This is a genomic window from Erythrobacter oryzae (assembly GCF_030271515.1).
Taxonomy (GTDB): domain Bacteria; phylum Pseudomonadota; class Alphaproteobacteria; order Sphingomonadales; family Sphingomonadaceae; genus Erythrobacter; species Erythrobacter oryzae.
Map to the genome: position 1 here is coordinate 477,453 of NZ_JASCXI010000001.1, position 21,669 is coordinate 499,121.

26 protein-coding genes are annotated in these 21,669 nt (G+C 61.4%); 18 read left to right on the forward strand and 8 right to left on the reverse strand.

Translation table 11 applies throughout. The features are described from left to right. Nucleotides 1-229 precede the first annotated feature (229 nt). The 7 genes from PFX90_RS02375 to PFX90_RS02405 all read left to right on the forward strand — a co-directional run bounded on the left by PFX90_RS02375 (nucleotide 230) and on the right by PFX90_RS02405 (nucleotide 8,795). Nucleotides 230-3,226, forward strand: coding sequence for a type I restriction endonuclease subunit R (locus tag PFX90_RS02375; RefSeq protein ID WP_285710125.1), 2,997 nt, complete (start codon nucleotides 230-232; stop codon nucleotides 3,224-3,226). Then, on the forward strand, nucleotides 3,216-4,544 hold the full coding sequence (locus PFX90_RS02380; RefSeq protein ID WP_285710127.1) for a restriction endonuclease subunit S: 1,329 nt from the start codon (nucleotides 3,216-3,218) through the stop codon (nucleotides 4,542-4,544). The genes PFX90_RS02375 and PFX90_RS02380 overlap by 11 nt, the downstream gene beginning before the upstream one ends. Further along, nucleotides 4,541-5,644 carry an AAA family ATPase gene (locus PFX90_RS02385; RefSeq protein WP_285710129.1) on the forward strand — a complete coding sequence of 368 codons (1,104 nt, stop codon included), beginning with the start codon at nucleotides 4,541-4,543 and terminating at the stop codon, nucleotides 5,642-5,644. Before PFX90_RS02380 ends, PFX90_RS02385 begins: the two co-directional genes overlap by 4 nt. Then, nucleotides 5,641-7,248, forward strand: coding sequence for a type I restriction-modification system subunit M (locus PFX90_RS02390; RefSeq protein ID WP_285710132.1), 1,608 nt, complete (start codon nucleotides 5,641-5,643; stop codon nucleotides 7,246-7,248). The genes PFX90_RS02385 and PFX90_RS02390 overlap by 4 nt, the downstream gene beginning before the upstream one ends. Nucleotides 7,249-7,817: 569 nt before the next feature. Then, entirely contained in the window at nucleotides 7,818-8,006 is a 189-nt protein-coding gene (locus tag PFX90_RS02395; RefSeq protein WP_285710135.1) for a hypothetical protein, read from the forward strand. Next, entirely contained in the window at nucleotides 8,003-8,386 is a 384-nt protein-coding gene (locus tag PFX90_RS02400) for a DUF3768 domain-containing protein (protein WP_285710137.1), read from the forward strand. The genes PFX90_RS02395 and PFX90_RS02400 overlap by 4 nt, the downstream gene beginning before the upstream one ends. 1 nt (nucleotide 8,387) lies before the next feature. After that, nucleotides 8,388-8,795 (forward strand): hypothetical protein, encoded by a 408-nt coding sequence (locus PFX90_RS02405; protein WP_285710139.1) that lies wholly within the window; start codon nucleotides 8,388-8,390, stop codon nucleotides 8,793-8,795. A 21-nt stretch (nucleotides 8,796-8,816) separates the two neighbouring features. On the opposite strand, the gene PFX90_RS02410 is transcribed toward PFX90_RS02405, so the two are convergent. Together PFX90_RS02410 and PFX90_RS02415 are read right to left on the reverse strand one after the other, a co-directional pair. Further along, nucleotides 8,817-9,332, reverse strand: a complete 516-nt coding sequence (locus PFX90_RS02410; protein ID WP_285710142.1) for a GNAT family N-acetyltransferase — start codon at nucleotides 9,330-9,332, stop codon at nucleotides 8,817-8,819. Nucleotides 9,333-9,341: 9 nt separating this feature from the next. Then, a complete protein-coding gene (locus PFX90_RS02415; protein WP_285710145.1) occupies nucleotides 9,342-9,638 on the reverse strand; it encodes a type II toxin-antitoxin system TacA family antitoxin in 297 nt (98 codons plus the stop codon). A 274-nt stretch (nucleotides 9,639-9,912) separates the two neighbouring features. Here PFX90_RS02415 and PFX90_RS02420 point away from each other — a divergent pair, with 274 nt between their 5' ends. Next, nucleotides 9,913-10,155, forward strand: a complete 243-nt coding sequence (locus tag PFX90_RS02420; protein WP_285710147.1) for a hypothetical protein — start codon at nucleotides 9,913-9,915, stop codon at nucleotides 10,153-10,155. A 56-nt stretch (nucleotides 10,156-10,211) separates the two neighbouring features. Here the strand turns inward: PFX90_RS02420 and PFX90_RS02425 are convergent, their stop codons facing one another. From PFX90_RS02425 to PFX90_RS02435, 3 genes are all read right to left on the reverse strand, one after another. Further along, entirely contained in the window at nucleotides 10,212-11,294 is a 1,083-nt protein-coding gene (locus PFX90_RS02425) for a helix-turn-helix domain-containing protein (protein ID WP_285710149.1), read from the reverse strand. An 8-nt stretch (nucleotides 11,295-11,302) separates the two neighbouring features. Next, nucleotides 11,303-11,713 carry a hypothetical protein gene (locus PFX90_RS02430; protein WP_285710151.1) on the reverse strand — a complete coding sequence of 137 codons (411 nt, stop codon included), beginning with the start codon at nucleotides 11,711-11,713 and terminating at the stop codon, nucleotides 11,303-11,305. Nucleotides 11,714-12,076: 363 nt separating this feature from the next. After that, nucleotides 12,077-13,366 carry a tyrosine-type recombinase/integrase gene (locus tag PFX90_RS02435; RefSeq protein WP_285710154.1) on the reverse strand — a complete coding sequence of 430 codons (1,290 nt, stop codon included), beginning with the start codon at nucleotides 13,364-13,366 and terminating at the stop codon, nucleotides 12,077-12,079. Nucleotides 13,367-13,745: 379 nt separating this feature from the next. Between PFX90_RS02435 and ribB the strand changes: the two genes are divergently transcribed. The 4 genes from ribB (at nucleotide 13,746) to PFX90_RS02455 (ending at nucleotide 16,428) form a co-directional block, all read left to right on the forward strand. Beyond that, nucleotides 13,746-14,993 carry a 3,4-dihydroxy-2-butanone-4-phosphate synthase gene (gene ribB, locus PFX90_RS02440; protein WP_285710155.1) on the forward strand — a complete coding sequence of 416 codons (1,248 nt, stop codon included), beginning with the start codon at nucleotides 13,746-13,748 and terminating at the stop codon, nucleotides 14,991-14,993. Between the two features lie 6 nt (nucleotides 14,994-14,999). Beyond that, nucleotides 15,000-15,419 (forward strand): 6,7-dimethyl-8-ribityllumazine synthase, encoded by a 420-nt coding sequence (gene ribH / locus PFX90_RS02445; RefSeq protein ID WP_285710158.1) that lies wholly within the window; start codon nucleotides 15,000-15,002, stop codon nucleotides 15,417-15,419. 167 nt (nucleotides 15,420-15,586) lie between these two features. Then, nucleotides 15,587-15,751, forward strand: a complete 165-nt coding sequence (locus PFX90_RS02450; RefSeq protein ID WP_285710161.1) for a hypothetical protein — start codon at nucleotides 15,587-15,589, stop codon at nucleotides 15,749-15,751. A gap of 143 nt (nucleotides 15,752-15,894) precedes the next feature. Further along, nucleotides 15,895-16,428 carry a MarR family winged helix-turn-helix transcriptional regulator gene (locus PFX90_RS02455; RefSeq protein WP_285710164.1) on the forward strand — a complete coding sequence of 178 codons (534 nt, stop codon included), beginning with the start codon at nucleotides 15,895-15,897 and terminating at the stop codon, nucleotides 16,426-16,428. Nucleotides 16,429-16,436: 8 nt separating this feature from the next. Here the strand turns inward: PFX90_RS02455 and eno are convergent, their stop codons facing one another. Next, complete coding sequence (eno, locus tag PFX90_RS02460; protein ID WP_285710166.1) at nucleotides 16,437-17,723, reverse strand: phosphopyruvate hydratase; 1,287 nt, start codon at nucleotides 17,721-17,723, stop codon at nucleotides 16,437-16,439. A gap of 203 nt (nucleotides 17,724-17,926) precedes the next feature. Between eno and PFX90_RS02465 the strand changes: the two genes are divergently transcribed. The 6 genes from PFX90_RS02465 (at nucleotide 17,927) to PFX90_RS02490 (ending at nucleotide 20,790) form a co-directional block, all read left to right on the forward strand. Continuing rightward, entirely contained in the window at nucleotides 17,927-18,574 is a 648-nt protein-coding gene (locus PFX90_RS02465; RefSeq protein WP_285710167.1) for a hypothetical protein, read from the forward strand. A gap of 24 nt (nucleotides 18,575-18,598) precedes the next feature. Next, on the forward strand, nucleotides 18,599-19,021 hold the full coding sequence (locus tag PFX90_RS02470; protein WP_285710168.1) for a phage holin family protein: 423 nt from the start codon (nucleotides 18,599-18,601) through the stop codon (nucleotides 19,019-19,021). Further along, a complete protein-coding gene (locus tag PFX90_RS02475; RefSeq protein ID WP_285710170.1) occupies nucleotides 19,018-19,401 on the forward strand; it encodes a hypothetical protein in 384 nt (127 codons plus the stop codon). The genes PFX90_RS02470 and PFX90_RS02475 overlap by 4 nt, the downstream gene beginning before the upstream one ends. Further along, entirely contained in the window at nucleotides 19,398-19,967 is a 570-nt protein-coding gene (locus PFX90_RS02480) for a hypothetical protein (RefSeq protein ID WP_285710173.1), read from the forward strand. Before PFX90_RS02475 ends, PFX90_RS02480 begins: the two co-directional genes overlap by 4 nt. Before the next feature lie 83 nt (nucleotides 19,968-20,050). After that, on the forward strand, nucleotides 20,051-20,281 hold the full coding sequence (locus tag PFX90_RS02485) for a DUF4170 domain-containing protein (protein ID WP_068863246.1): 231 nt from the start codon (nucleotides 20,051-20,053) through the stop codon (nucleotides 20,279-20,281). Nucleotides 20,282-20,304: 23 nt separating this feature from the next. Continuing rightward, nucleotides 20,305-20,790, forward strand: a complete 486-nt coding sequence (locus PFX90_RS02490; protein ID WP_285710175.1) for a GNAT family N-acetyltransferase — start codon at nucleotides 20,305-20,307, stop codon at nucleotides 20,788-20,790. A gap of 9 nt (nucleotides 20,791-20,799) precedes the next feature. Here PFX90_RS02490 and PFX90_RS02495 read toward each other — a convergent pair whose 3' ends face one another. Together PFX90_RS02495 and greA are read right to left on the reverse strand one after the other, a co-directional pair. Further along, the gene (locus PFX90_RS02495; RefSeq protein ID WP_285710176.1) at nucleotides 20,800-21,087 is read right to left on the reverse strand and encodes a hypothetical protein; all 288 of its coding nucleotides are present in this window, start codon (nucleotides 21,085-21,087) and stop codon (nucleotides 20,800-20,802) included. 24 nt (nucleotides 21,088-21,111) lie between these two features. Beyond that, nucleotides 21,112-21,588 carry a transcription elongation factor GreA gene (gene greA, locus PFX90_RS02500; protein ID WP_285710177.1) on the reverse strand — a complete coding sequence of 159 codons (477 nt, stop codon included), beginning with the start codon at nucleotides 21,586-21,588 and terminating at the stop codon, nucleotides 21,112-21,114. Between the last annotated feature and the right edge of the window lie 81 nt (nucleotides 21,589-21,669).

The following is a 21,669-nucleotide window of genomic DNA, read 5'->3' on the forward strand; positions in this document are numbered from 1 at the left end:
AATTTGTCGCTCTGTGTTTGCGGCTTGAGGGGTGACCAACCTTGAACGCTTCAGGTAAAAGGCCGCGACAAATTGCGACTCTTGCACCAGTATCGTGACGTGTTTCCCCTTCGCTTATAGGCTGAACTGCCTTTGAGCGATCAAGCGGGCTGACATATCGAAAGACGTTAAGCCGTGTACTGTCTCCGAATAGAAAGTCGCACGTGAACGAGTATCTCGGATTGGACCGATGACGACAGCCGAAAGCACCATTGAACGGGAACTGATTTCCAAGCTTGAAGAGCTCAAATACGAATATCGCCCAGATATCCGTGACCGAGCAGCGCTGGAGCAAAACTTTCGCCAGAAGTTCGAAGCCCTCAACCGCGTCCGCCTCACCGATACCGAATTTCAGCGTCTGCTGGAAAGCATCACCACACCCGACGTGTTCGCCGCCGCCAACATCCTGCGCGGGTACAGCAGCTTTGAGCGCGATGATGGCACGCCGCTCAACTACACCTTGGTCAACATCAAGGATTGGTGCAAAAACACGTTCGAGGTGGTCAACCAGCTCCGCATCAACACGGATAACAGTCACCATCGCTATGACGTGATCTTGCTCATCAACGGCGTCCCAGCCGTGCAGATCGAGCTGAAGACGATGGCCGTCAGCCCCCGCCGCGCCATGCAGCAGATCGTCGATTACAAGACCGATCCGGGCAATGGATATGGCAAAACCCTGCTTTGCTTCATCCAGATTTTCGTCGTCAGCAACCGCACCGACACCTGGTATTTCGCCAACAACAACGCGCGCCAGTTCAGCTTCAATGCCGATGAGCGGTTCCTGCCGATCTATCAGTTCGCCAGCGAGGATAACAAGAAGGTCACGCATCTCGACAGCTTTGCCGAGAAATTCCTGGCGAAGTGCACGCTTGGCCAGATGGTCAGCCGCTACATGGTGCTGGTCGCCAGCGAGCAGAAGCTGATGATGATGCGGCCCTACCAAATCTATGCCGTAAAGGCGATTGTGGAGTGTATCCACCAGAACTGCGGTAACGGCTATGTCTGGCACACCACCGGCAGCGGGAAGACGCTGACATCCTTCAAGGCCTCTACCTTGCTCAAGGATAACGATGACATCGCCAAATGCCTGTTCGTCGTAGACCGGAAGGACCTTGACCGGCAGACGCGGGAGGAATTCAACCGCTTTCAGGAAGGCTGCGTTGAGGAAAACACGAACACCGAAACTTTGGTGCGCCGCCTGTTATCGGACGACCGGGCCGACAAGGTCATTGTCACCACCATCCAGAAGCTGGGCTTGGCGCTCGACGATACCAATCGCCGCCAGTTCAATAAGACCCAGACCTACAAGGAACGGTTGGAGCCGCTGCGTGACGAGCGCATCGCGATCATTTTCGACGAATGCCACCGCTCGCAGTTCGGGGACAATCACAAGGCCATCAAGGAGTTCTTCCCCAAAGCCCAGCTTTTCGGGTTCACCGGCACGCCCATTTTTGAGCAGAACGCCAGCTATCAGCAGGTTGAGGGCGAACAGGGCAGCTATCGGACCACGGACGACCTGTTCCAGCGCAGCCTGCACCAATACACGATTACCCACGCCATTGAGGACCGCAACGTCCTGCGGTTCCACATCGACTACTATAAGCCTGAAGGGGAAAAGCTGCCCAAGCCCGGCGAGGCGTTGAAAAAAGAGAAGGTCATCGAAACGATCCTGGCCAAGCACAACGCTGCCACCGCCAGCCGCAAGTTCAATGCCGTGCTGGCGACCAGCTCAATCAACGATGCCATCGATTACTATGAAAAGTTCGCGAAGATTCAGGCGCAGCGCCAAGCTGCCGATCCCGAGTTTCAGCCCCTGAAAATTGCCTGCGTCTTTTCACCGCCCGCCGAAGGCAACAAGGACGTGCAGCAGATTCAGGAAGATCTGCCGCAGGAAAAGGCTGACAACGCGCAGGACCCGGAAGCCAAGAAGGCCGCGCTGAAGGCGATCATCAGCGATTACAACGACCATTACGGCACCAACCACAAGATTGGCGAGTTCGACCTGTATTATCAGGACGTGCAAAAGCGCATCAAGGATCAGCAGTTCCCCAATGCCGATTTGCCACATAAGGGCGCGGAGAAGATCGACATCGTCATTGTGGTGGACATGTTGCTCACAGGCTTCGATTCAAAGTTCCTGAACACGCTCTACGTGGACAAGAACCTGAAGCACCACGGGCTGATTCAGGCATTTTCGCGCACCAACCGCGTGCTGAATGACACCAAGCCTTATGGCAACATTCTCGATTTCCGGCAGCAGCAGGCAGCGGTTGAAGAGGCGATTGCCCTCTTTTCCGGCGAGAAGATCGATAATCCCAAGCAAATCTGGTTGGTCGATCCCGCACCGAAGGTGATCGAAAATTTGCAAAACGCAATGCAGACGCTGGGCGCGTTCATGGAATCGCAGGGGCTATCCAACGCGCCCGAAGACGTGCCCAACCTGAAGGGTGATGCCGCGCGCGGGCAGTTCATTACCCTGTTCAAGGAGGTGCAGCGCCTGAAGACCCAGCTCGATCAATACACCGATCTGAGCGAAGAGCAGGCGGAAGCGATTGGCCAGGCCGTGCCGACCGATGCCTTGCAGGGTTTCCGCAGCATGTATCTGGAGACCGCAAAGCGGCTGAAGGAAAAGCAGGACAAGCCCGGCGGTGCCGACGATCCGGTAGTGGACCAGCTCGACTTTGAGTTTGTGCTCTTCCACTCAGCCGTGATCGATTATGATTACATCATGGGGCTGATTGCCCGCTACACGCAGAACCTGCCCGGCAAGCTGAAAATGAGCCGCGAGCAGCTGATTGGCCTAATCCAGTCCGATGCCAAGTTCATCGACGAGCGCGAGGATATTGCCGAGTATATTCGCGGCCTGTCCACCGATCAGCCGCTGGACGAAAAGGAAATCCGCGCCGGTTACGAACGGTTCAAGTCCGCGAAGAAGGTGCAGGCGCTGACCGCGATAGCCGACAAGCACCGGGTGGACGCGGCTGTGCTGCAAACCTTTGTCGATGTCGTGCTGCGCCGCCGGATTTTCGATGGCGACGGCCTCAGCGACCTGATGGCTCCGCTGGAACTGGGATGGAAGGCGCGCACGGAAGCCGAACTGGCGTTGATGGAAGACCTTGCCCCATTACTCCACAAGCTGGCCCAGGGCCGCGAGATTTCGGGGCTGAGCGCATATGAGCAGTAAGGCTACGAGCGCTGTCGCGGGCGGGCAGGATCAGATGGGCGGGCTTATGCCGAAGTTGCGTTTTCCGGACTTTCGGGAAGCCGAGGGATGGAATCCTGTGCCTTTGAGCCAGACATGTCGACCGATAAACGAGAAAGTGGGTGGCGTGAATCTCACGCCCGTGAGCATTACCGCTGGGCTTGGTTTTGTTTCGCAAGCATCAAAATTCGGGCGGGACATTTCAGGCGATCAATACAAAAACTACACTTACCTGCGCTTTGGCGATTTCGCGTACAATAAAGGAAATTCAAAGAAGTACCCACAGGGCTATGTGTGCCAACTCAAGGAGTTCGAGGAGGCTGCTGCATCGAGTGCATTTATTTGTTTCCGATTAAATCCGGAGCACGAACCGGCATTTTTTCAGGCTGCCTTTGATCAGAATCTGCATGGCAGACAGTTGTCGAAGTACATTACCAGCGGCGCGAGAAGCGACGGCCTGCTGAATATCCGCCCAGACGCCTTTTACAGCGTCAACATCCCAATTCCGCCGACCCCCGGTGAGCAGCAGAAAATCGCCGATTGCCTGTTGTCCATCGATACGCTGATTGCCGCCGAGGCGGAGAAGCTGGAGGCGCTGAAGGACCACAAAAAGGGCCTGATGCAACAGCTTTTCCCCGCCCCCGGCGAAACCACCCCCCGCCTCCGCTTTCCGGAGTTTGGGGGGGCGAGAGATTGGGACGCCAAGAGGCTTGGCTCAAGTGCGAAAAAAGTGGGCAGCGGCATAACCCCAAAAGGTGGGAATTCCGCATACTCACTTTCTGGCCGTCCATTCATGCGAAGTCAGAACGTCGGCTGGGGTGAATTGCTCCTTGAGAACGTGGCTTTCATAGCCGAAGAGTTGCATGCGACTTTTCCCGCAACTGAGATTCATGCGGGCGATGTTCTGTTGAACATAACAGGGGCATCAATAGGCCGAAGCGCAATTGCTGACGGCCGAATATCCGGCGGCAACGTCAACCAGCATGTTTGCATCATTCGCTTAAAAGAACACGAAATGATTCCGAGCTATCTCAATCAATTCCTTCTTTCTCCATTCGGGCAATCACAAATCGACAGTTTTCAAGCGGGTGGGAACAGGCAGGGTCTGAATTTCGAACAGATTCGCTCTTTCGAAGTGCCATGCCCTCCGGCCTTGCGCGAACAAGAACGCATCGCCGATTGCCTTTCGTCTATCGACGTACTTATCGCGGCGAAGGGGAGCAAAATTGACGCGCTCAAGGCCCACAAGCAGGGCCTGATACAGCAGCTTTTCCCGGTGGCAGATCAGGTGCAGGCATGAGCGCAAGTCAGGTTTTCGCCGACCTGCCGACACTCGCTGCACACATTCGCGGCGTGTTGGCGGACAAGAAATTCGTCCTGCTCTATGCCTATAATGGGACTGGTAAGACTCGGCTTTCCATGGAGTTCAAGGACATCGGCAAGCAGGCAGGTGGCCGCGATACCCTCTATTACAATGCCTTCACCGAAGACCTGTTTTCGTGGGACAATGACCTTGAAGGCGACACTGACCGCAAGCTGAAAATCAATTCCGCATCCCATTTTTTCGACGGCCTCGCGGAGCTGGAAATGGACAACCGCATCCGTCCGTTATTGCGGCGCTACGTCGATTTCGATTTCCGCATCGACACGGACGATTGGTTCGTCCGTTTTTTCCGTGACGACGATCCCGATCAGAACATCAAGGTTTCGCGCGGGGAGGAAAACATCTTTATCTGGTGTTTCTTCCTCGCCATCGTCCAATTGGCGATGGACGGAGCCGAAGCCTATCAGTGGGTCAAGTTCATCTACATCGACGATCCGATATCCTCGCTCGACGAGCATAACGCCATTACCGTCGGCAACCACCTCGCCAGATTTCTGGAGCGGAAAGATCACGCGATCAGAACGGTGATTTCATCGCACCACTCGCTTTTCTACAATGTGATGTGGAATGAGATCAAACGGATCGACCGCAAGTTCGTGCCGTGCCTGCTTTCCAAGTCACGGCAGACGGGCGAGTTCCAGTTGGCCTACACCGGCGACACGCCTTTCTTTCACCACCTGGCCCTGTTGCAAGATCTTCACCACGCGAAGGAAACCGGTCAGGTCTTCACGCACCATTTCCATTCGCTGCGCAGCCTGCTCGAAAAATCCTCGATTTTTCACGGCTACAAGGATTTTGCCACCTGCATTAAGCAGGAAGAGGATGACCCGGACAGCACGTTGTATGGCCGACTGGTCAACTTCCTGAGCCATGGAAATTACTCATTCTATGATCCGGTCGCGATGCTCCCTGAAAACCGGGAGCACTTCGAGAAAATACTTGCAGATTTTCTGGCATTTTACCCCTTCAATTCCGCACTTCTCCCCCAAGCGCCCGCCCAGGCAGAGGCCCAATGACCGACCACGACCAAAAGCAACTAGGCAAGACCCTATGGGCCATCGCCGACACTTTGCGCGGCGCAATGAACGCGGACGACTTCCGCGATTACATGCTGGCATTCCTGTTTCTGCGCTATCTGTCGGACAACTACGAAGCGGCTGCCGCCAAGGAGTTGGGGTCGGACTATCCCAAGCTGAAGCTTGAGGACAAGCGTGCGCCGTTGTCAGTCTGGTACGCGGAAAATCCCGAGGACACCGGAGCCTTTGAAAAGCAGATGCGCCGCAAGGTGCACTACGTTATCCGCCCGGAATATCTTTGGACCAGCATCGCGGAGCTGGCGCGCAAGCAGGACGTTGAGCTGCTCGACACCCTTCAGAAGGGCCTAGAGTATATCGAGACAGAATCGTTCGCCAGCACGTTCCGCGGCCTGTTTTCGGAAATCAATCTGGCGTCTGACAAGCTCGGCAAAGTCTATGCCGAGCGCAATGCCACCCTTTGCAAGATCATCTCCGAGATCGCCAAGGGATTGAGGGAGTTCTCAACCGACAGCGATACGCTTGGCGATGCCTATGAATATTTGATCGGCCAGTTTGCCGCAGGGTCCGGCAAGAAGGCGGGGGAATTCTACACCCCGCAGTTCGTGTCTGACATCCTCTCGCAGATCGTCACTCTAGACGGGCAGGAGCCAGCCACCGGCCCACGCATCCACATGGACAGCCTGATGGATTTCGCCTGCGGCTCCGGGTCGCTGTTGCTCAACGTGCGTCACCGCATGGGTACGCACGGGATCGGCAAGATTTTCGGGCAGGAAAAGAACATTACCACCTACAACCTGGCACGCATGAACATGCTGCTGCACGGGGTGAAGGATACCGAGTTCGAGATATTTCACGGCGACACGCTGACCAACGACTGGGACATTCTGCGCGAAACGAACCCGGCCAAAATGCCGCGTTTTGACGCCGTGGTCGCCAACCCGCCGTTCAGCTATCGCTGGGAGCCTACGGACGCGCTGGGTGAGGACGTGCGTTTCAAGAACCACGGCCTTGCGCCAAAGTCCGCCGCCGACTTCGCTTTTCTGTTGCATGGCTTCCACTACCTCAAGGACGATGGGGTGATGGCCATCATCCTGCCGCACGGTGTGCTGTTCCGAGGCGGTAAGGAAGCTGAAATCCGCAGGAAACTGCTCAAGGACGGCCATATCGACACCGTCATCGGCCTGCCCGCCAACCTGTTCTATTCCACCGGCATCCCTGTGTGCATCCTGGTGCTGAAGAAGTGCAAGAAGCCTGATGACGTGCTGTTCATCAACGCGGCGGAGCATTTCGAGAAGGGCAAACGGCAGAACAATCTGACCGACGAGCATATCGAGAAAATTGTCTCGACCTATCAATTCCGCACAGAGGAAACGCGGTATTCCCGCTGCGTGCCGATGGAAGAGATTGAAGGGAACGATTTCAATCTCAACATTTCCCGCTACATAAGCACGGCGACAGCGGATGAGGAAATCGACTTGGGCGCGGTCCATGACAGGCTGACAAAGGCGGAGAGAAAAATTGCCTCAGCCACCAGCGATCACAACGTATTCCTTAAAGAATTGGGGTTGCCCTTGTTGCCCTAAACGAATCCAATTTATCTGGATCGGCGCTTTTTTTGCCGGCCGTTTCGATAAAGTGCGTTAATTCTGAATTTGCTCGTCTGATGCGCTACCCTGCCGGGCAACCTGCTCTATCCGCTGGCGCGGACCGGGCCTGTAGTCCCGGCCCATCCGGGTGACGATCAGGAGCGGGTGCAAGCGGAGCGGGAGGTTCTGGCGGACGCGCTCTGTCCCGCATGGCCCTCGGCCATGCTCCTGAGGGCGCGGTGTTCCTGAGCTGACCCGCAGGCGCTCTTGCCTCTCTCATTGCCGGACGCCCGCTGGCCCACTTGGCCCGCGCGCAGGGCGTCCGGCGGCTTCGCGCCGTGCAAGGGCGCCGTTGTTGGTGGGATCGTGTTCGATCCCTATAGGGGAACGCCAAGGGCTTTGCCCTCTCGTTCCCAAACCCCAATCGTCACCCCCGTGTGGCGGGCTTTGCCCGCTGGCCCGCACCAGGGCATCGATTGAGGTTTTCCCTCCCCCTCCCATCCTCGCCGGAAGGCAGAGCCGCATGCCGCGTGACGGATGCGGCTTTGCCGGATGGAGAATTGGCCATGGGTGATCTGATCTTGAATTACCGTGCATGCGGGGCCGAGTGCCGGGAGGACTGGCTGCGCATGCTGGCGCATGACAATGGCTTGCCGCTGGTGGCGGTGCAGCAGCTGGCGGACGAGCTGGGCGAGCGCGAGGATTTTGGCGAGCTGGTCCGCCTGTGCGAGTGCGGCGGGAGCACCGTGTCATGACCGGCGCAGTGCTGACGCGGGCCGAACGGATTGCGCGGCTCAATGATCTGGCGCGCCGCGCCATGGGCATTGCTGGTGTCGTGGTGGCAACCGAGGGCATTCGTGCTTTGTCCGAGGCCGACCAGTCGCAGTTGCGCGAGTTGGTCGAGACCTTCGATGCCTTCACGTCGGACAATGATCCCTATGGCGAGCGCGATTTCGGGGCGATCTTTCAGGGGGTGGACGGTGTCTGGTCGACCTCGCGGCCCCTTGATGTTGCTGTCACCGCGTTCTGGAAGATCGATGCCTATGACCGCGCGTTGCGCTTTGGCAGCGAGGACCCCGCCGATCCCGCCGTGACCCGGCGGGTGCTGACCATCATGTTGGCGAGCGAGTATTGATATGGCGGCCCGCTCCCACACGGTGGAACCGTCACGCCTTGCTTTCGGCGCGTGGTGCCACGCCAGCGAAAAGCAAATCGGCGAAGGCGATATCCGCGCCAGCTACAGTGCTGACCACATCGGCATGGGTCAGCCCATCCGCAAGCCGTTCCGACATGGCGGAGAGCTTTGGGTCTGTGTTGGCGCAGGTCCTGCGGGAGCTGAGGCCTACCGGCTCGTCCATCCATCGCTGTATGGCGGCGTGGCGCGCAACTATCATGATCGGTGCCGCGATGGCGATCGTGCGCGCGGTGATCAGGCGGGCTTCTATGACGGCATTATCGTGCGTTATGCCGGACGGGAACTTGTGATGGCCGGTCCGCCCGTTACCTTCGTGGCGGGCGAGGAGGCGCAGCTGTCGCTGTTCTGAAGCTGCGGTATTGTTGCCGGGCTAACCCTTCGCGGCGCTGGCTTCGAGCGATGCGGCAATGTCGAGAATCGAGCGCGCGAGAACCATCGGATCGTCTTTCGATGGCAAGAACCCGCGCCGCTTCCAGAATTGCGCGGCCTCCTCATCGACCGCGTTGACGATCAGCGCCCGGCCACCGATCAGCGCTGCGCCTTCGACGCAGCGCTGCAAAGCATGTTTGAGCAGGCCGGTGCCGATGCCTTTGCCCCGCCATTGCGCATCGGTCGCCAGTTGGCCAAGCAGCAGGCAGGGCAGAGGATCTGGCGATTGACCGGTGCGGATCGCACGCGGCAGGCTGACGGGGACAACGGCGGTTGGCGCGAGGCCATAGAAGCCGATCACCTTCCCCGCGTCATGGACCACCATGACCGCGGTGAAACCCTTCTTCTGGTTCGAGAGCGCACGGGTGCGCAGCCAGTTGTCGAGCGACGGCTTCTCGCACGAGAATGACGCAAGATCATGCGCTTCGCTGAGCGGCTCGGGTGCGGAAATTGGCACGGCGGCGGCCTATTCGGCAGCAGGCTTTGATTCCCAGGGAGCAGGCCGCTTCAGCAACTCGACCATTTCCGGCACGGGCTTGGCTGGACGGTCGAGCATGTCGACGAAGGCGGCGAAACCTTCGGGCGACAAGCGAATGAGCGTGTTCTCCATGATCACCTCTTCTGCCGTCCGCACCGCCGCATCGCGCATGAATTCCGTGCGTGACCGCCCGCGCAGGCTCGCCGCGCGGTCGATGATCGCAATGTCGGCATCGGCAAGCCGCATCGAAAGCGGATGATCCTTGCGCTGTGTCGCGTGAGCCATGGTCAATCTCCTTGAAGCTGATTTAGCGCAATGTATCGCATTTTGCAATACGGAGTTGATGCTTATAGCAGGGCTGAGAGGCGGCAATGCCCCACCCTTCCCTTCGGTGTGGCGGCTTCGTTTTGAGCACCCGGACTGGCCGCACGCGGGCGAGGGTCAATGTCCGGCCCGCGCCGGTTCCTTGCAGTCACCCGTGTTGGACATGACCCCGCGCCCTTTGCTGCGCGGCCTTTCTGTCTGGTGCAACGAGCCACCAACACGAAAGGAACATCTCATGGCCCGCACGTCCCAAGCCCCCGCACCCGCCACCGCGCCCGAGCCCAAGGCCCCTGATTTAATCGCCTGGCATGTCAGCAATCGCGGCGACAAAGCCTTCTGGACCAAGGTCGGAGCCGCATGGTTTCACCGCGACCACAAGGGCCTGTCGCTCCAGCTCGAGGTCGTGCCGATCAATGGCCGGATCGTGCTGCGGACGCCGCTCGATGATGAGACCAAGGAAGTGCAGCCGGGCGCTTAGCGCCCGGCGATGCCGCGTAACCGCGGCGAACGACTCATCCAGAACAGCATTCGAGATCAATTCACGAGCTTGAGACTACCGCGTCTTGTCGATTGGATGGCCTTGCTGTCCGAAGGAATGCCAACAGTGACCAGCCCCCAGACCAACTTCTGCAACTCGTCATAGGGAATTCCAATTTCATCCGAGACGGATTGCAAGGTTTGACCACTAGCCCTCAGGGATTCCGTGATTTTCTGCCATACCTTTGAGGTCTCGTGGGGATAATCATTGGGTTCGGACGTGCGGTAGCCTCGTTGGCTGATTTCAATACAAATCGACCTGTAGGTCCATTCGCTAATCATCCCGGTATCTTTAAGGCGCCGGGTAAGAGCGCCTGGTGAAACCATCCACCGTTCTTTCAGCCGCAGCACGGCATCAAGCGACTCGATGCTAAATCCAATCGCCTTGATGGTGTCGGACGGCATCAGAAATGCCGACGCAAACTGATCAGCCTCTTTCTCAGCCACAGGACCGGATGGTGCCCCATGCCGGTGGAGGACAAGATGCCCCAACTCATGGGCGATATCGAACCTGCGATGGGCCGATGATTTGAGGCGGTTGCTGAAAATAAAAGGGGTGTTGCCATTCCAAACCGAAAAAGCATCGACCTCTTTGGCGTTCTCGAAAAGCGAATAGACCCGGACTCCGTTAGCCTCGACCAAATGGATCATATTGCTGATCGACAACTTGCCGATCCCCCACTCGTCCCGAACGATACGAGCGGCGTTGCTTGGGGACTCACCGTGAAGGTTCGGCACATTGGGTAAGGGAAGCGAAAAGCGCTGGTCGATCCACTTGTTGATCTCATAAGCAAAAGAGCCTGCCGCCAACGCGGCATGCTTTTGGCTAGCGGTCATACGCTTCAACGATCTAAAGCTAACACCGTGCTCGTCCAGCTCCTCCAGAGACTCCCCATAGAAGAAAGATGCTGGAAACCCGAGTGCCTGTGCAAGTAGCTGTTCAGTCGCCTCACTCGGCGTATATTCGCCATTCTCGAAAGCATTAAGGGCGCGGGTAGTGATACCTGCCTTTTGCGCTAATGCTACTTTCGTGAGTCCTACTCGGCGACGCGCAAGCGCCAGTTTTTCTCCATTGAACATAGGTAAACCTATGCGATGCGCTGAACGGGGATATCGAATTCGCCTGTAAAGCCATCGCGCGGACCACGAGTGCCAACGATTGGGCTGTCGTCCAGATCAATGACCGGGAGGATGTTCCTCTCGCTCCACGACGTGATCTTGCCTCGTTGAATTTCCGACGGAGACGAAAGCTCCGAAAAAATTCGCCGTCCCTCAATATTCAGCAGGAACCAGAAGGCAGTGTAGCCACCGACGCCTCCTGCAACTGCGGCATCTTCGGGTACAGCTTCAGGCCAGAGTTCACCTTGACGTTTGACTGCAATTTCAGTCCGCTGACCCTTCGGCGTTTTCGTGGTCGGAGTCCGACCAATCAGCTTTCCCGACGCCTCATCGCCAGTGGCGCAAACGATGTAAATCTTGAGCGCGTCGTTGATCGTCATGGAGAAATTGCCGGGATCGGCGAACCGCCAGCCCGCAGGAATATACTGACTACGAAGCCCGTGAACGCAGGCTGCCCAAGCCGAGGTTCCGGGAAAAGTCGGAGGATGGAGTGGTGAACAACCCACTCGCGCCCTGTACCCAGCTCGGGAAACCGACTGCATCCCTTCGAGGTCCAGCCCGAGTTCACGGAGGCGCTGAGAAACCTCCCATTCCTTTGCCCTGAGAACTAGCACCTTCGACCTCACTTCCGGTTTTCGATCCTCATATGTGGAAGAAAAACCGGAAGCTGTCAAGCGCTCTCTAACTTCGATCAAGCCAAGCAGCCGACGAAGCAAAAGCGGCATATCCTATTGGAGGCGGCATCAACCAGCCCTCGCCGCCGCCTCACGTTCAATCATTGCGGCCCAGTCGTGCATCACCTGCTTGCGCCGGTCGAACAGCTCGGACTTGTTGTAAACCCGCATGATCTTTGAGGTCGTGGCGGTGGCAACATGGTTCAGGACGCGATCCACCACTGCAATGTCCGCGCCGAGAACCTCACATGCCAATGTGCTGAATGTGGTACGAAGATCATGGATGGTCCAGTGCTCCATGTCGACCGGCTCCCGCCCAGCCTTCTTTGCAGCCGCAATCCGCCTTTCGCGGATGATCCGGTCAAGCCGCCGCTTGGCCTTTGCATATCCGGACACCGAGGTGTCGCCGGTCATGCTGAAAACGAACGGGCTGTTCTTCGGACGATCTGACGCGGCCAGCGCATCCTTGATCAGCGACACGGCAAGCGGCGATAGCGGGACCCGAAGTGAGTTCCCGCTCTTTGTTCTGTGACCCGGCAAGGTCCAGACGGCGTTATCGGGATTACCATCGGCCGCGAGATCAAGTTCGGTAACAGGCATCGCGGCCACTTCCTCGCGGCGCATGGGTACCACGATCAGCAAGCGATACAGCTGGCCAAAGGGATATCCGAGCTCTCCCATGGCATCCCAGATTTCCATCAGCTCATCGAGCGAATGGAAACGGTCGCGGGTGCGCTCCTTGGCGGGCTTCTTGATATTCGCCGCCGGATTGGCCTCCACAATTTCCTGATCGACACACCAGTTCATGAAGGCCTTTACGTATGCCAGGTTGCGGTTCGCAGCCATGGGGGCCTTCTCCGCATGTTTGCGCACGGCATCGACGATGTCAGACCGTGTGATCGATGTGATGTCTTTCGAACTGAATTGCTTCAGCACCCCGGACTTTCCGTCGAGGGCGCGGCGGCATTGCGACCCCCGCCGCAGTTGCGAGAGCTTCATGCGTTCGTAATCGTCAAGCACATCAGAGAGTTTGCGCTGCATTCGCGCCGCCCGGATCGCTTCGCGCTTTGCCTCTCGCTTCTCCTCATTGGGATCAACGCCTTCGACAACTTCAATGTGCTTGACCCGTGCTGCCTCTCGCGCATCCGACAGGCCCATGCCCGGCCAGGCTCCCAATTTGATCCGGGTGCGCTTTCCGTTGCGCAGCCGCGTACAAAGGAGCCATGTGGCCGAACGCTCACCGGCCCGGATGCGCAACCCGGCAACGCGGTCATCAGCGAGCTCCAACTGCTTGCCCTTGACCGTTCGAGCCCGTGTGATCAGTGTCTCGATTGCCTGCCTGTTGAGCGGTTTCACCATAATTCGCGCCAATGCCTTTTCGCTATAGGCTCCATATAGGCTCCACTTTGCGGAAGGACAACGCTCGTCAAGATCGCACCCCGGCGAACAAAATTTGACAGGACGCGATGACTAATATCAATATTATATCATCATATTAGTCGGCATATCTCCGAACGTTTCTAGACAAATTTGAACAGCTCTGAACATCCCAAAAATGGCCCCCTGATCAAACTCTTAATCAGCGGGTCCTAGGTTCGAGCCCTAGTGCGTCCACCATCCTCCCCTTCAATGAACTTTTTGACACGCTGCGGTTGCGTGCTCCTTGCTCCTCGCCTGTCGATTTGGCGCTCACGGGATAGAGTCTTGCTATCACATCGTGGTGTGATATGTGTTCGACATGAGCACATCGACCATCACACGCGTTCGCGATCTAGTCACATCGGGCACCATGACCCGCGCCGGCCTCGCCCGCGCGGCGGGGCTTCATGCCAACACCTTGCGCGAATGCGGCGAGGACACGTGGAACCCCACTGCCGAAACCCTCGCCAAGCTTGAAGCCTTCCTTGACGCGAACGCCGACCGCCCTGTGCTCGCCACGATCGAGGAAATCATCGACGAGGCGCGCAACGGCCGGATGTATATCCTCGTCGATGACGAAGACCGCGAGAACGAGGGCGATCTCATCATCCCCGCGCAGATGGCGACCCCGCAGGCGATCAACTTCATGGCCACCCACGGCCGCGGGCTGATCTGCCTCGCGCTCACCAAGGACCGCGTCGACCACCTCGGCCTCACCCCGATGAGCCGCAACAACAAGGAATCGATGCAGACCGCCTTCACCATCTCGATCGAGGCGAAGGAAGGCGTCACCACCGGCATTTCGGCGGCGGACCGGGCGCGGACCATCTCGGTTGCGATCGATGCAGCCAAGGGCGCGGACGATCTCGTCACCCCGGGACACGTCTTCCCGCTGATGGCGCGCGACGGCGGCACACTCGTGCGCGCCGGGCACACCGAGGCGGCGGTCGACATCTCGCGGCTCGCAGGCCTCAACCCCTCCGGCGTGATCTGCGAGATCATGAACGAGGACGGGACCATGGCCCGGCTCGACGACCTCATCACCTTTGCGAGGCGGCACGATCTCAAGATCGGCACGATCCGCGACCTCATCGCCTACCGGATGCGCAACGACCATCTGGTCGAGCGCCTCTCCGAGCGCGCCTTCACCTCGGATTACGGCGGCCAGTGGCGGATGATCACCTACCGTGACCGCGTGGCGGGCTCGGAGGCCTATGTGCTCCAGAAGGGCCACGTCATCCCCGGCGAGCCCACCCTTGCCCGCGTCCACCCGATTTCGGTGTTCGACGACGTTCTGGGCCAGCCCGGCCCGCGCAAGCGCACGCTCCAGCGCGCGATGCAGGCGGTGGGCGCGCATGGTTCGGGCGTGATCGTGATCCTCACGGGGCGCGTGGGCACCGGCGAATGGCAACCGGGCGAAGAGCAGCGCAATATCGGCATCGGCTCGCAGATCCTCGCCGACCTCGGCGTGACGGACATGGTGCTGCTGTCGAACAGCCGTCCTGACCTTGTCGCGCTCGAAGGCTATGGCCTGACCATCACCGACTTCCATCCCATTCCGGAGTAAACACCCATGGCCGACATCCTCATCGTCGAAGCGCGCTTCTACGGCCACTTGAACGACATGCTGATCGCCGGTGCCCGCGCCGCTCTCGAGGCCAAGGGCCACAAGGTCGAGGTGCTGACCGTGCCCGGCGCTCTCGAGATCCCCGGCGCCATCGCGCTCGCGGCCGAGGCCGATCGCTATGACGCCTTCGTTGCCATCGGCGTGGTGATCCGCGGCGAGACCTACCATTTCGAGATCGTGGCGGGCGAAAGCGCGCGCGCGATCATGGCGCTGACGATGGACGGCATCGCCATCGGCAACGGCATCCTCACGGTCGAGAACGAGGCGCAGGCGCTGGTCCGCGCCGACCCCGCGCAGAAGGACAAGGGCGGCGAAGCAGCCAAGGCGGCGCTGGCGCTGCTCGCCCTTCAGGACCGCTTCGGTTGACGATTGCGCCCGCGCCCGTCCCGCTCTGGTGCGGGGCTCCCGCTACGTAGTTTCCCTCTGTAGATTTCCATAGGGCATTAACGCGATACCGGACCCGCCGCCGGGGCCGCGCACTTCATGTGCAGGCTCAAGCGGCAGCAGGGTTCGCGCTTGCTTGGGATCTGACCGTGGAAAACCTCACTCCGACCGCGCCGGGCGATGCCCGCGTGCCTGCCGTGATCGCTGCGCTTGAGCGGGAACTGGCCATTCTCGATCAAATCGGTGCACACATCGCGGGGGCCTATCTCGATGCGGCGATCGATCAGCTCCGGCGCGAGCAGGCGCGCCGCTGAGGCCTGCGCAAGCGATCGATTTTCCTAGGGAAAATAACCGACTGCGTATTCGCCCTTAAAGCCAACCAGAACGGATGTTCTTACATCGGGATCCATAGGCATTCTGCTGCGGACGCTGGTCCGGGGCTTCGGAAGGCGGATGGATGGGCGAGATGCGGCACGACACCGGCCAGATTATCGCGAATGCGGGCGTGGGCCACGGCATAGGGCACGGCGATGCCGCCCTGCTGTTCCACCCGCTCGCCGACGAGCTGATGGCGATCGCGGTGCGTCTCCGCGAAGCGGCGGAAGGGAGCGCCGGGGGTGAGCTTGCCGAAGCGCCCTCCCCCCGCCCCGCCCGCCCGGCGCGCGGCCACCTCGCCCTCGCCCGCAAGACCTATGCCCTGAGGCGCAAGCGCGCGGCCATCTTCGGCAATCCCGACCTGTTCGGAGAGCCCGCGTGGGACATCCTCCTCGATCTCTACATCGCGGCCGGAGAGGGCAAGCCCGTCTCGGTCTCGAGCGCCTGCATCGGCTCGGCCGCGCCCGCGACCACGGGGCTGCGCTGGCTCGGGGTGCTGGCGGACGAGGGCCTCGTGGTGCGCGAGGCCGACGCGGAGGATCACCGCCGCGTGCTCGTCAGGCTGACGCCTTCGGGGCAGGCGGCGATGGATCGTTTCTTCGACGCGGTCGATTAGGCGAACCGTCAGGCTCTGGCGCCGAAGCAGGCGCGGCCCGCGTAGCCGGCGCTGTCGCCCAGCTCTTCCTCGATACGGATCAGCTGGTTGTACTTGGCGAGCCGGTCGCTGCGCGCGAGGCTGCCGGTCTTGATCTGCCCGCAATTGGTCGCAACCGCGAGGTCGGCGATGGTCGCATCCTCGGTCTCGCCCGAACGGTGGCTCATGACGCAGGTGTAGCGCGCGCGGTGCGCCATATCGACCGCCGCCAGCGTCTCGGTCAGCGTGCCGATCTGGTTGACCTTGACCAGCAGCGAATTGGCGAGGCCGCGGGCGATCCCGTCGCTGAGACGCGCGGGGTTAGTGACGAAGAGGTCATCGCCCACCAGCTGCACCTTGTCGCCGAGCAGGCCGGTGAGCGCCGCCCAGCCCTCGAAATCGTCCTCGCTCATGCCGTCCTCGATCGAGCGGATCGGGTAATCGGCGCAGAGCTTGCCGAGGTAGTCGGCCATCTCGGCGGGCGAGAGGCTGAGGCCCTCGCCGCTGATTTCATACTTGCCGTTCTTGAAGAACTCGGTCGCCGCGCAGTCCAATGCGAGCACGATGTCCTCGCCCGGCGTGAACCCGGCCTTGGCGACCGATTCCATGATGAAGTCGAGCGCAGCGCGGGTGCTGGCGAGGTCTGGCGCGAAGCCGCCCTCGTCGCCGACGCTGGTGGCAAGGCCCTTCTGCGCGAGGCCCTTCTTCAGGGTGTGGAACACCTCCGCCCCCCAGCGCACGGCCTCGGCGATCGAGCCTGCGCCGACCGGCATGATCATGAATTCCTGAATGTCGATCGGATTGTCGGCATGCTCGCCGCCGTTGATGATGTTCATCATCGGAACGGGCAGCATGTGCGCCGAGACCCCGCCGAGGTAGGAATAGAGCGGCAGCCCGCGCGCGTTCGCCGCCGCCTTGGCGACCGCCAGCGAGGTGCCGAGGATCGCGTTCGCACCCAGACGCGACTTGTTGGGCGTATCGTCCAGCGCGATCAGCGAGAGGTCGATGTCGCGCTGGTCCTCGGCGTCGAAATTGGCGATCAGCAGGTCGCGGATCTCGGTGTTGACCGCCTCGACCGCCTTCAGCACGCCCTTGCCGAGGTAACGCGCAGCATCCCCGTCGCGCAGTTCCACCGCTTCGTGGGCACCGGTCGACGCACCCGAGGGCACTGCGGCGCGGCCGAAGCTGCCATCCTCGAGCAGCACGTCGACCTCGACGGTCGGATTGCCGCGGCTGTCGAGGATTTCGCGGCCGTGGATGTCGATGATCGCGGTCATGTTTGGCTCCGGCTGTAATGTGGTTTAGGGTGTTAAGACACTCGGCCCCTATGGTATTGGGCGAGACGATGGACTGGGCATGATTCTGGCTTGGTGCGGCCCTGCAAGGGGCCGCGCGCGTGACGTCCCTATGCGCGAGGCTGGCCTTGCGCAAGCGGCGGAACGAAGGCTCAAGGATCGCCCCGAAGCAATGGAGACCTGCGATGGCTGATACCACCCCGAACGACACCGCTGCGGCGAAGAAGACCCCCGCCAAGCCTGCCAAGGGCGGAGCCGCCAAGTCCGGTGGCCCCACCAAGGCTGCCTCGCGCAAGACCGCTGCGACCGCCAAGGCCCCCGATGCCGCTCCCGCCGAGGCTGCTCCTGCCTCGACCCAGGTGATCGAGGCCAAGAGCCGCTTCAACGCCGCTCTGGAAGAAGCCAAGGCGGGCGCCGCCGCACTGCGCGCCGAGGCAGAGAACCGTCTCACCGCGGTCGGCGGGCAGGCCAAGGGCAAGGGCACCGACCTCGTCGCCGAGGCCAAGACCTATGCCGAAACCGCCAAGGGCAAGGCGGGCGAACTCGCGGTCGAAGGCAAGCAGGTGGCGAGCGACGCCATCGCCTCGCTCGGCAAGGTGGTCGGCGATACCGCCCCGCAGATCGACGAGAAGCTCGGCGAGCAATATGGCGACTATGCCCGCAAGGCTTCGCGCACGTTGCAGGAAACCTCGGCCAAGCTCGATTCCAAGAGCGTCGAGGAACTGGGCGAGGATGCCCGCGAGATGGTGCGCAAGAGCCCCGGCGTCGCGGTTGGCGTGGCGGCGGTGTTCGGCTTCTTCCTTGCGCGGCTGCTGGGCGGCCGGAAGCGCTGAGGCCGCCTGCGGGAAGGCACTTTCATGGCTGACATCGATCCCGGCCTGACGCCGCCGCCGGAGGGCGCTCCGGCGGAATCGGCCGCTGCGCCCGAAGCGCCCGACACCACCCTGTCGGGCCTGCGCGAGGATGTGACCGCGCTGGTCGAGGACGCGCGCAACTATGCCGAGGCCGAACTCGCCTTCCAGAAGACCCGCGCCGCGCTCGCCGGCAAGCATGGCGCGCGGGCGCTGGTGCTGCTGGTGCTGGCGCTAGTGTTGCTCAACCTCGCGCTGATCGCGCTGGCGGTGGGCGCGGTGATCGCGCTCGCCCCGCTGGTGACGATCTGGGGCGCGATCGCGATCGTCGTCGGCGTGCTGCTGTTCGGCGTCGCGCTGCTGGTGATGGGCGCGGTCAAGGACGGCAAGATGATCGGGGCGATGTTCGGCGGGGACGAGGCACCATGACCCGCCTGCCCGACCGCTTCATCGAGGATCGCACCTTGCGCGATGCGGCGCGCGCGGTGCTGACCGAGGACATCGACCGGCTGCGCGGGAGCCTGGCCGAACAGGGCATTGCAAGCCGCGTGTCGACCGGCGTCTCCTCGACCATCTCCGAGCGCATCCGCTCGGGCGCGCGTGACGTTCTGGCCGAAGTCCGCGCGCAGGCGGGCGAGCGCAAGGGCCTGATTGCCGGGATCATCGCGGCCATCGTGCTGTTCCTCGCGCGCGGGCCGATCCTCGACTGGATCGAGGAACTGCTCGAAAGCGATTTCCAAGACGACGACGAAGCCATCACGGATGCACCCGCCGACCCCGAGGCGGCATCCGCAGGAGAGACCCAATGACCACTACCCCCGCGAATGATCAACGCGACGCGCTGCGTGCCCGCATCGAAGCGGCCGAGCGCCGCAATGCCGAGAAGAGCCTCGCCGACCAGGCCCGCGCCGCCGCCGATGCCGCGATCGACTACACCCGCGCCAACCCGCTGACCGTGATCGGCGGCGCGGTCGCCTTCGGGCTGGTGATCGGCCTTCTCACCCGCCCGGGCCGCCGGGTCGCGGGCCGCGCGCTCCATTCGGCGGGCGACGCGATCTCGGGCGCGGCTTCGAGCGCAACTTCGGGCGTCAAGAGCATCACTTCGCGCAGCGGATCGCGGCTCGGCGCCATGATCGGCGAGGCGGCGATGGCCTATGCCATGACCGTGATCGACGACCTGCTCGACGCCGCGCGCGAGGGCAAGGAGCGCGCCGGGGATCTCGGCGAGGCGGCCGGTACGCAGGCGAAGAAGCTGACGGCGAGCGCTTCGGACGCAGCCGGTTCGGCGGCGGACAGCACCCGCACCCTTGCGCGCAAGACCCGCGATGCGGCGCTTGGCGTGGTGCGCGATATCCGGCGTCAGACCAAAGACTGACCCGCCCCGCACGGGAGGAGGCTTGCCCTTGGCGAGAAGCGCGCTAAGGGGCGCGCATCCTTCCTCCCCAAGGGCGCATAACAATGGCAGAAACCACCCCCACCCAGCGGCTCCACCTCGTGATGGGCGGCCGCGTCAAGGACCCGCGCGGGCTTGAATTCCAGGACCCGGAGAGCATCCATGTCGTCGGCGTCTACAGCTCGTATGATGCCGCAGTCGACGCATGGCGCGCGCAGGCACAGCGCACGGTCGACGATGCGGAGATGAAATATGTCGTCGTTCATATCCACAAGCTGCTGACGCCCGAGGACTGAGGCCCCAAGGGCCCGGCTGCCGGATGGACTACGCCACCCGCCCTGCCCGGCCCGAAGACGGCCCCGCGCTGACCGCCATCACGCTCGCCGCGATCCGCGAAACGGCGCGCGCTGCCTACAGCCCCGAGCAGGTCGAGGCGTGGTCGGCGCGGGTGGCACAATCCGCGCGGATCGCGGGGGCGTTTGCTGGCGATTTCGTCCGGGTTGCGGTCGATCAGGCGGATAGCCCTGTCGCCTATTTCGTGCTCGAGGCGGACGGGCATCTCGACATGCTCTATTGTCACCCCGATCACGGCGGTCGCGGGCTCGGGCGGCGGTTGCTGGCCGAAGCCGAACTGGCAGCGCGCGCGCTCGATCTCACCCGCCTGCTCACCGAGGCGAGCGAGCTCGCCCGGCCGGTTTTCGCGCGCGCGGGATACACGCTGCTTCACCGGCGCAACTTCACGATCCCCCACGAGGGGCGCGAGGTCGCGATCCACAATTACGCGATGGAAAAGCGCCTCGCCTGAGGCGCTGTGTTACCGCAGAGCGGCGGCCGCCGCAGCTGCACCGACCGCGATCAGCGCCAGCAAGGCGCGGGTCCGGCGGCCCGAGCGGCGGCCCTGCCACAGCTCCTCGTCGAGCCACCACTTGCCCTGCCCGTCGGTCTTGAGCACGTCCGCGCCCTTCAGCCGCTCGAAAGCGCGCTGGCGGCTGGGTCTGGCAGGGGCATAGGGGATGGCATCGGCCATGCTGACCGCGCCCGCTTCGATGAAATGGGCGGCGACCTTGCGTTCGGCCAGCGGCCTTACCGGAACCACAGCCATATCGCGCCCCCCTTTAACTCCGCGTCAAATGAACTCGATCTTGTCGACGAGGTAGAACTTCTCGCCCGAAGGCACGGTAACCTCGATCTCGTCGCCAACCTGCTTGCCGATCAGCGCGCGCGCGAGCGGCGAGTTGTAGCTGATCCGGCCCTTGTTGGCGTCCGCCTCGGTCTGGCCGACGATCTGGTAACGGATCGGCTTGTCGTTCTCGTCAAGCAGGGTGACGGTCGCGCCGAACACGATCTTGTCGCCCGACAGCGTGGTCGGATCGATGATCTGCGCACGGCTCACCCGGTCCTCGATCTCGGCGATCTGCGCCTCGACCTGGCCCTGGCGTTCCTTGGCGGCGTGATACTCGGCGTTTTCCGAAAGGTCGCCGTGGGCGCGCGCTTCCTCGATCGCCTCGACGATCTTCGGGCGCTCCTCGCGCAGGACCTTGAGGTCGGCGGTGAGCCGCTCGTAACCCTCGGCCAGCATCGGGACCTTTTCCATCGTCGCCATAGCTTTCGTCTTTCCGCTTGTTTTTCTTGGCCCCTGCCCCCGAGGGAAAAGAGAGCTTTCAACGCCGTCCAATTGGCTCGA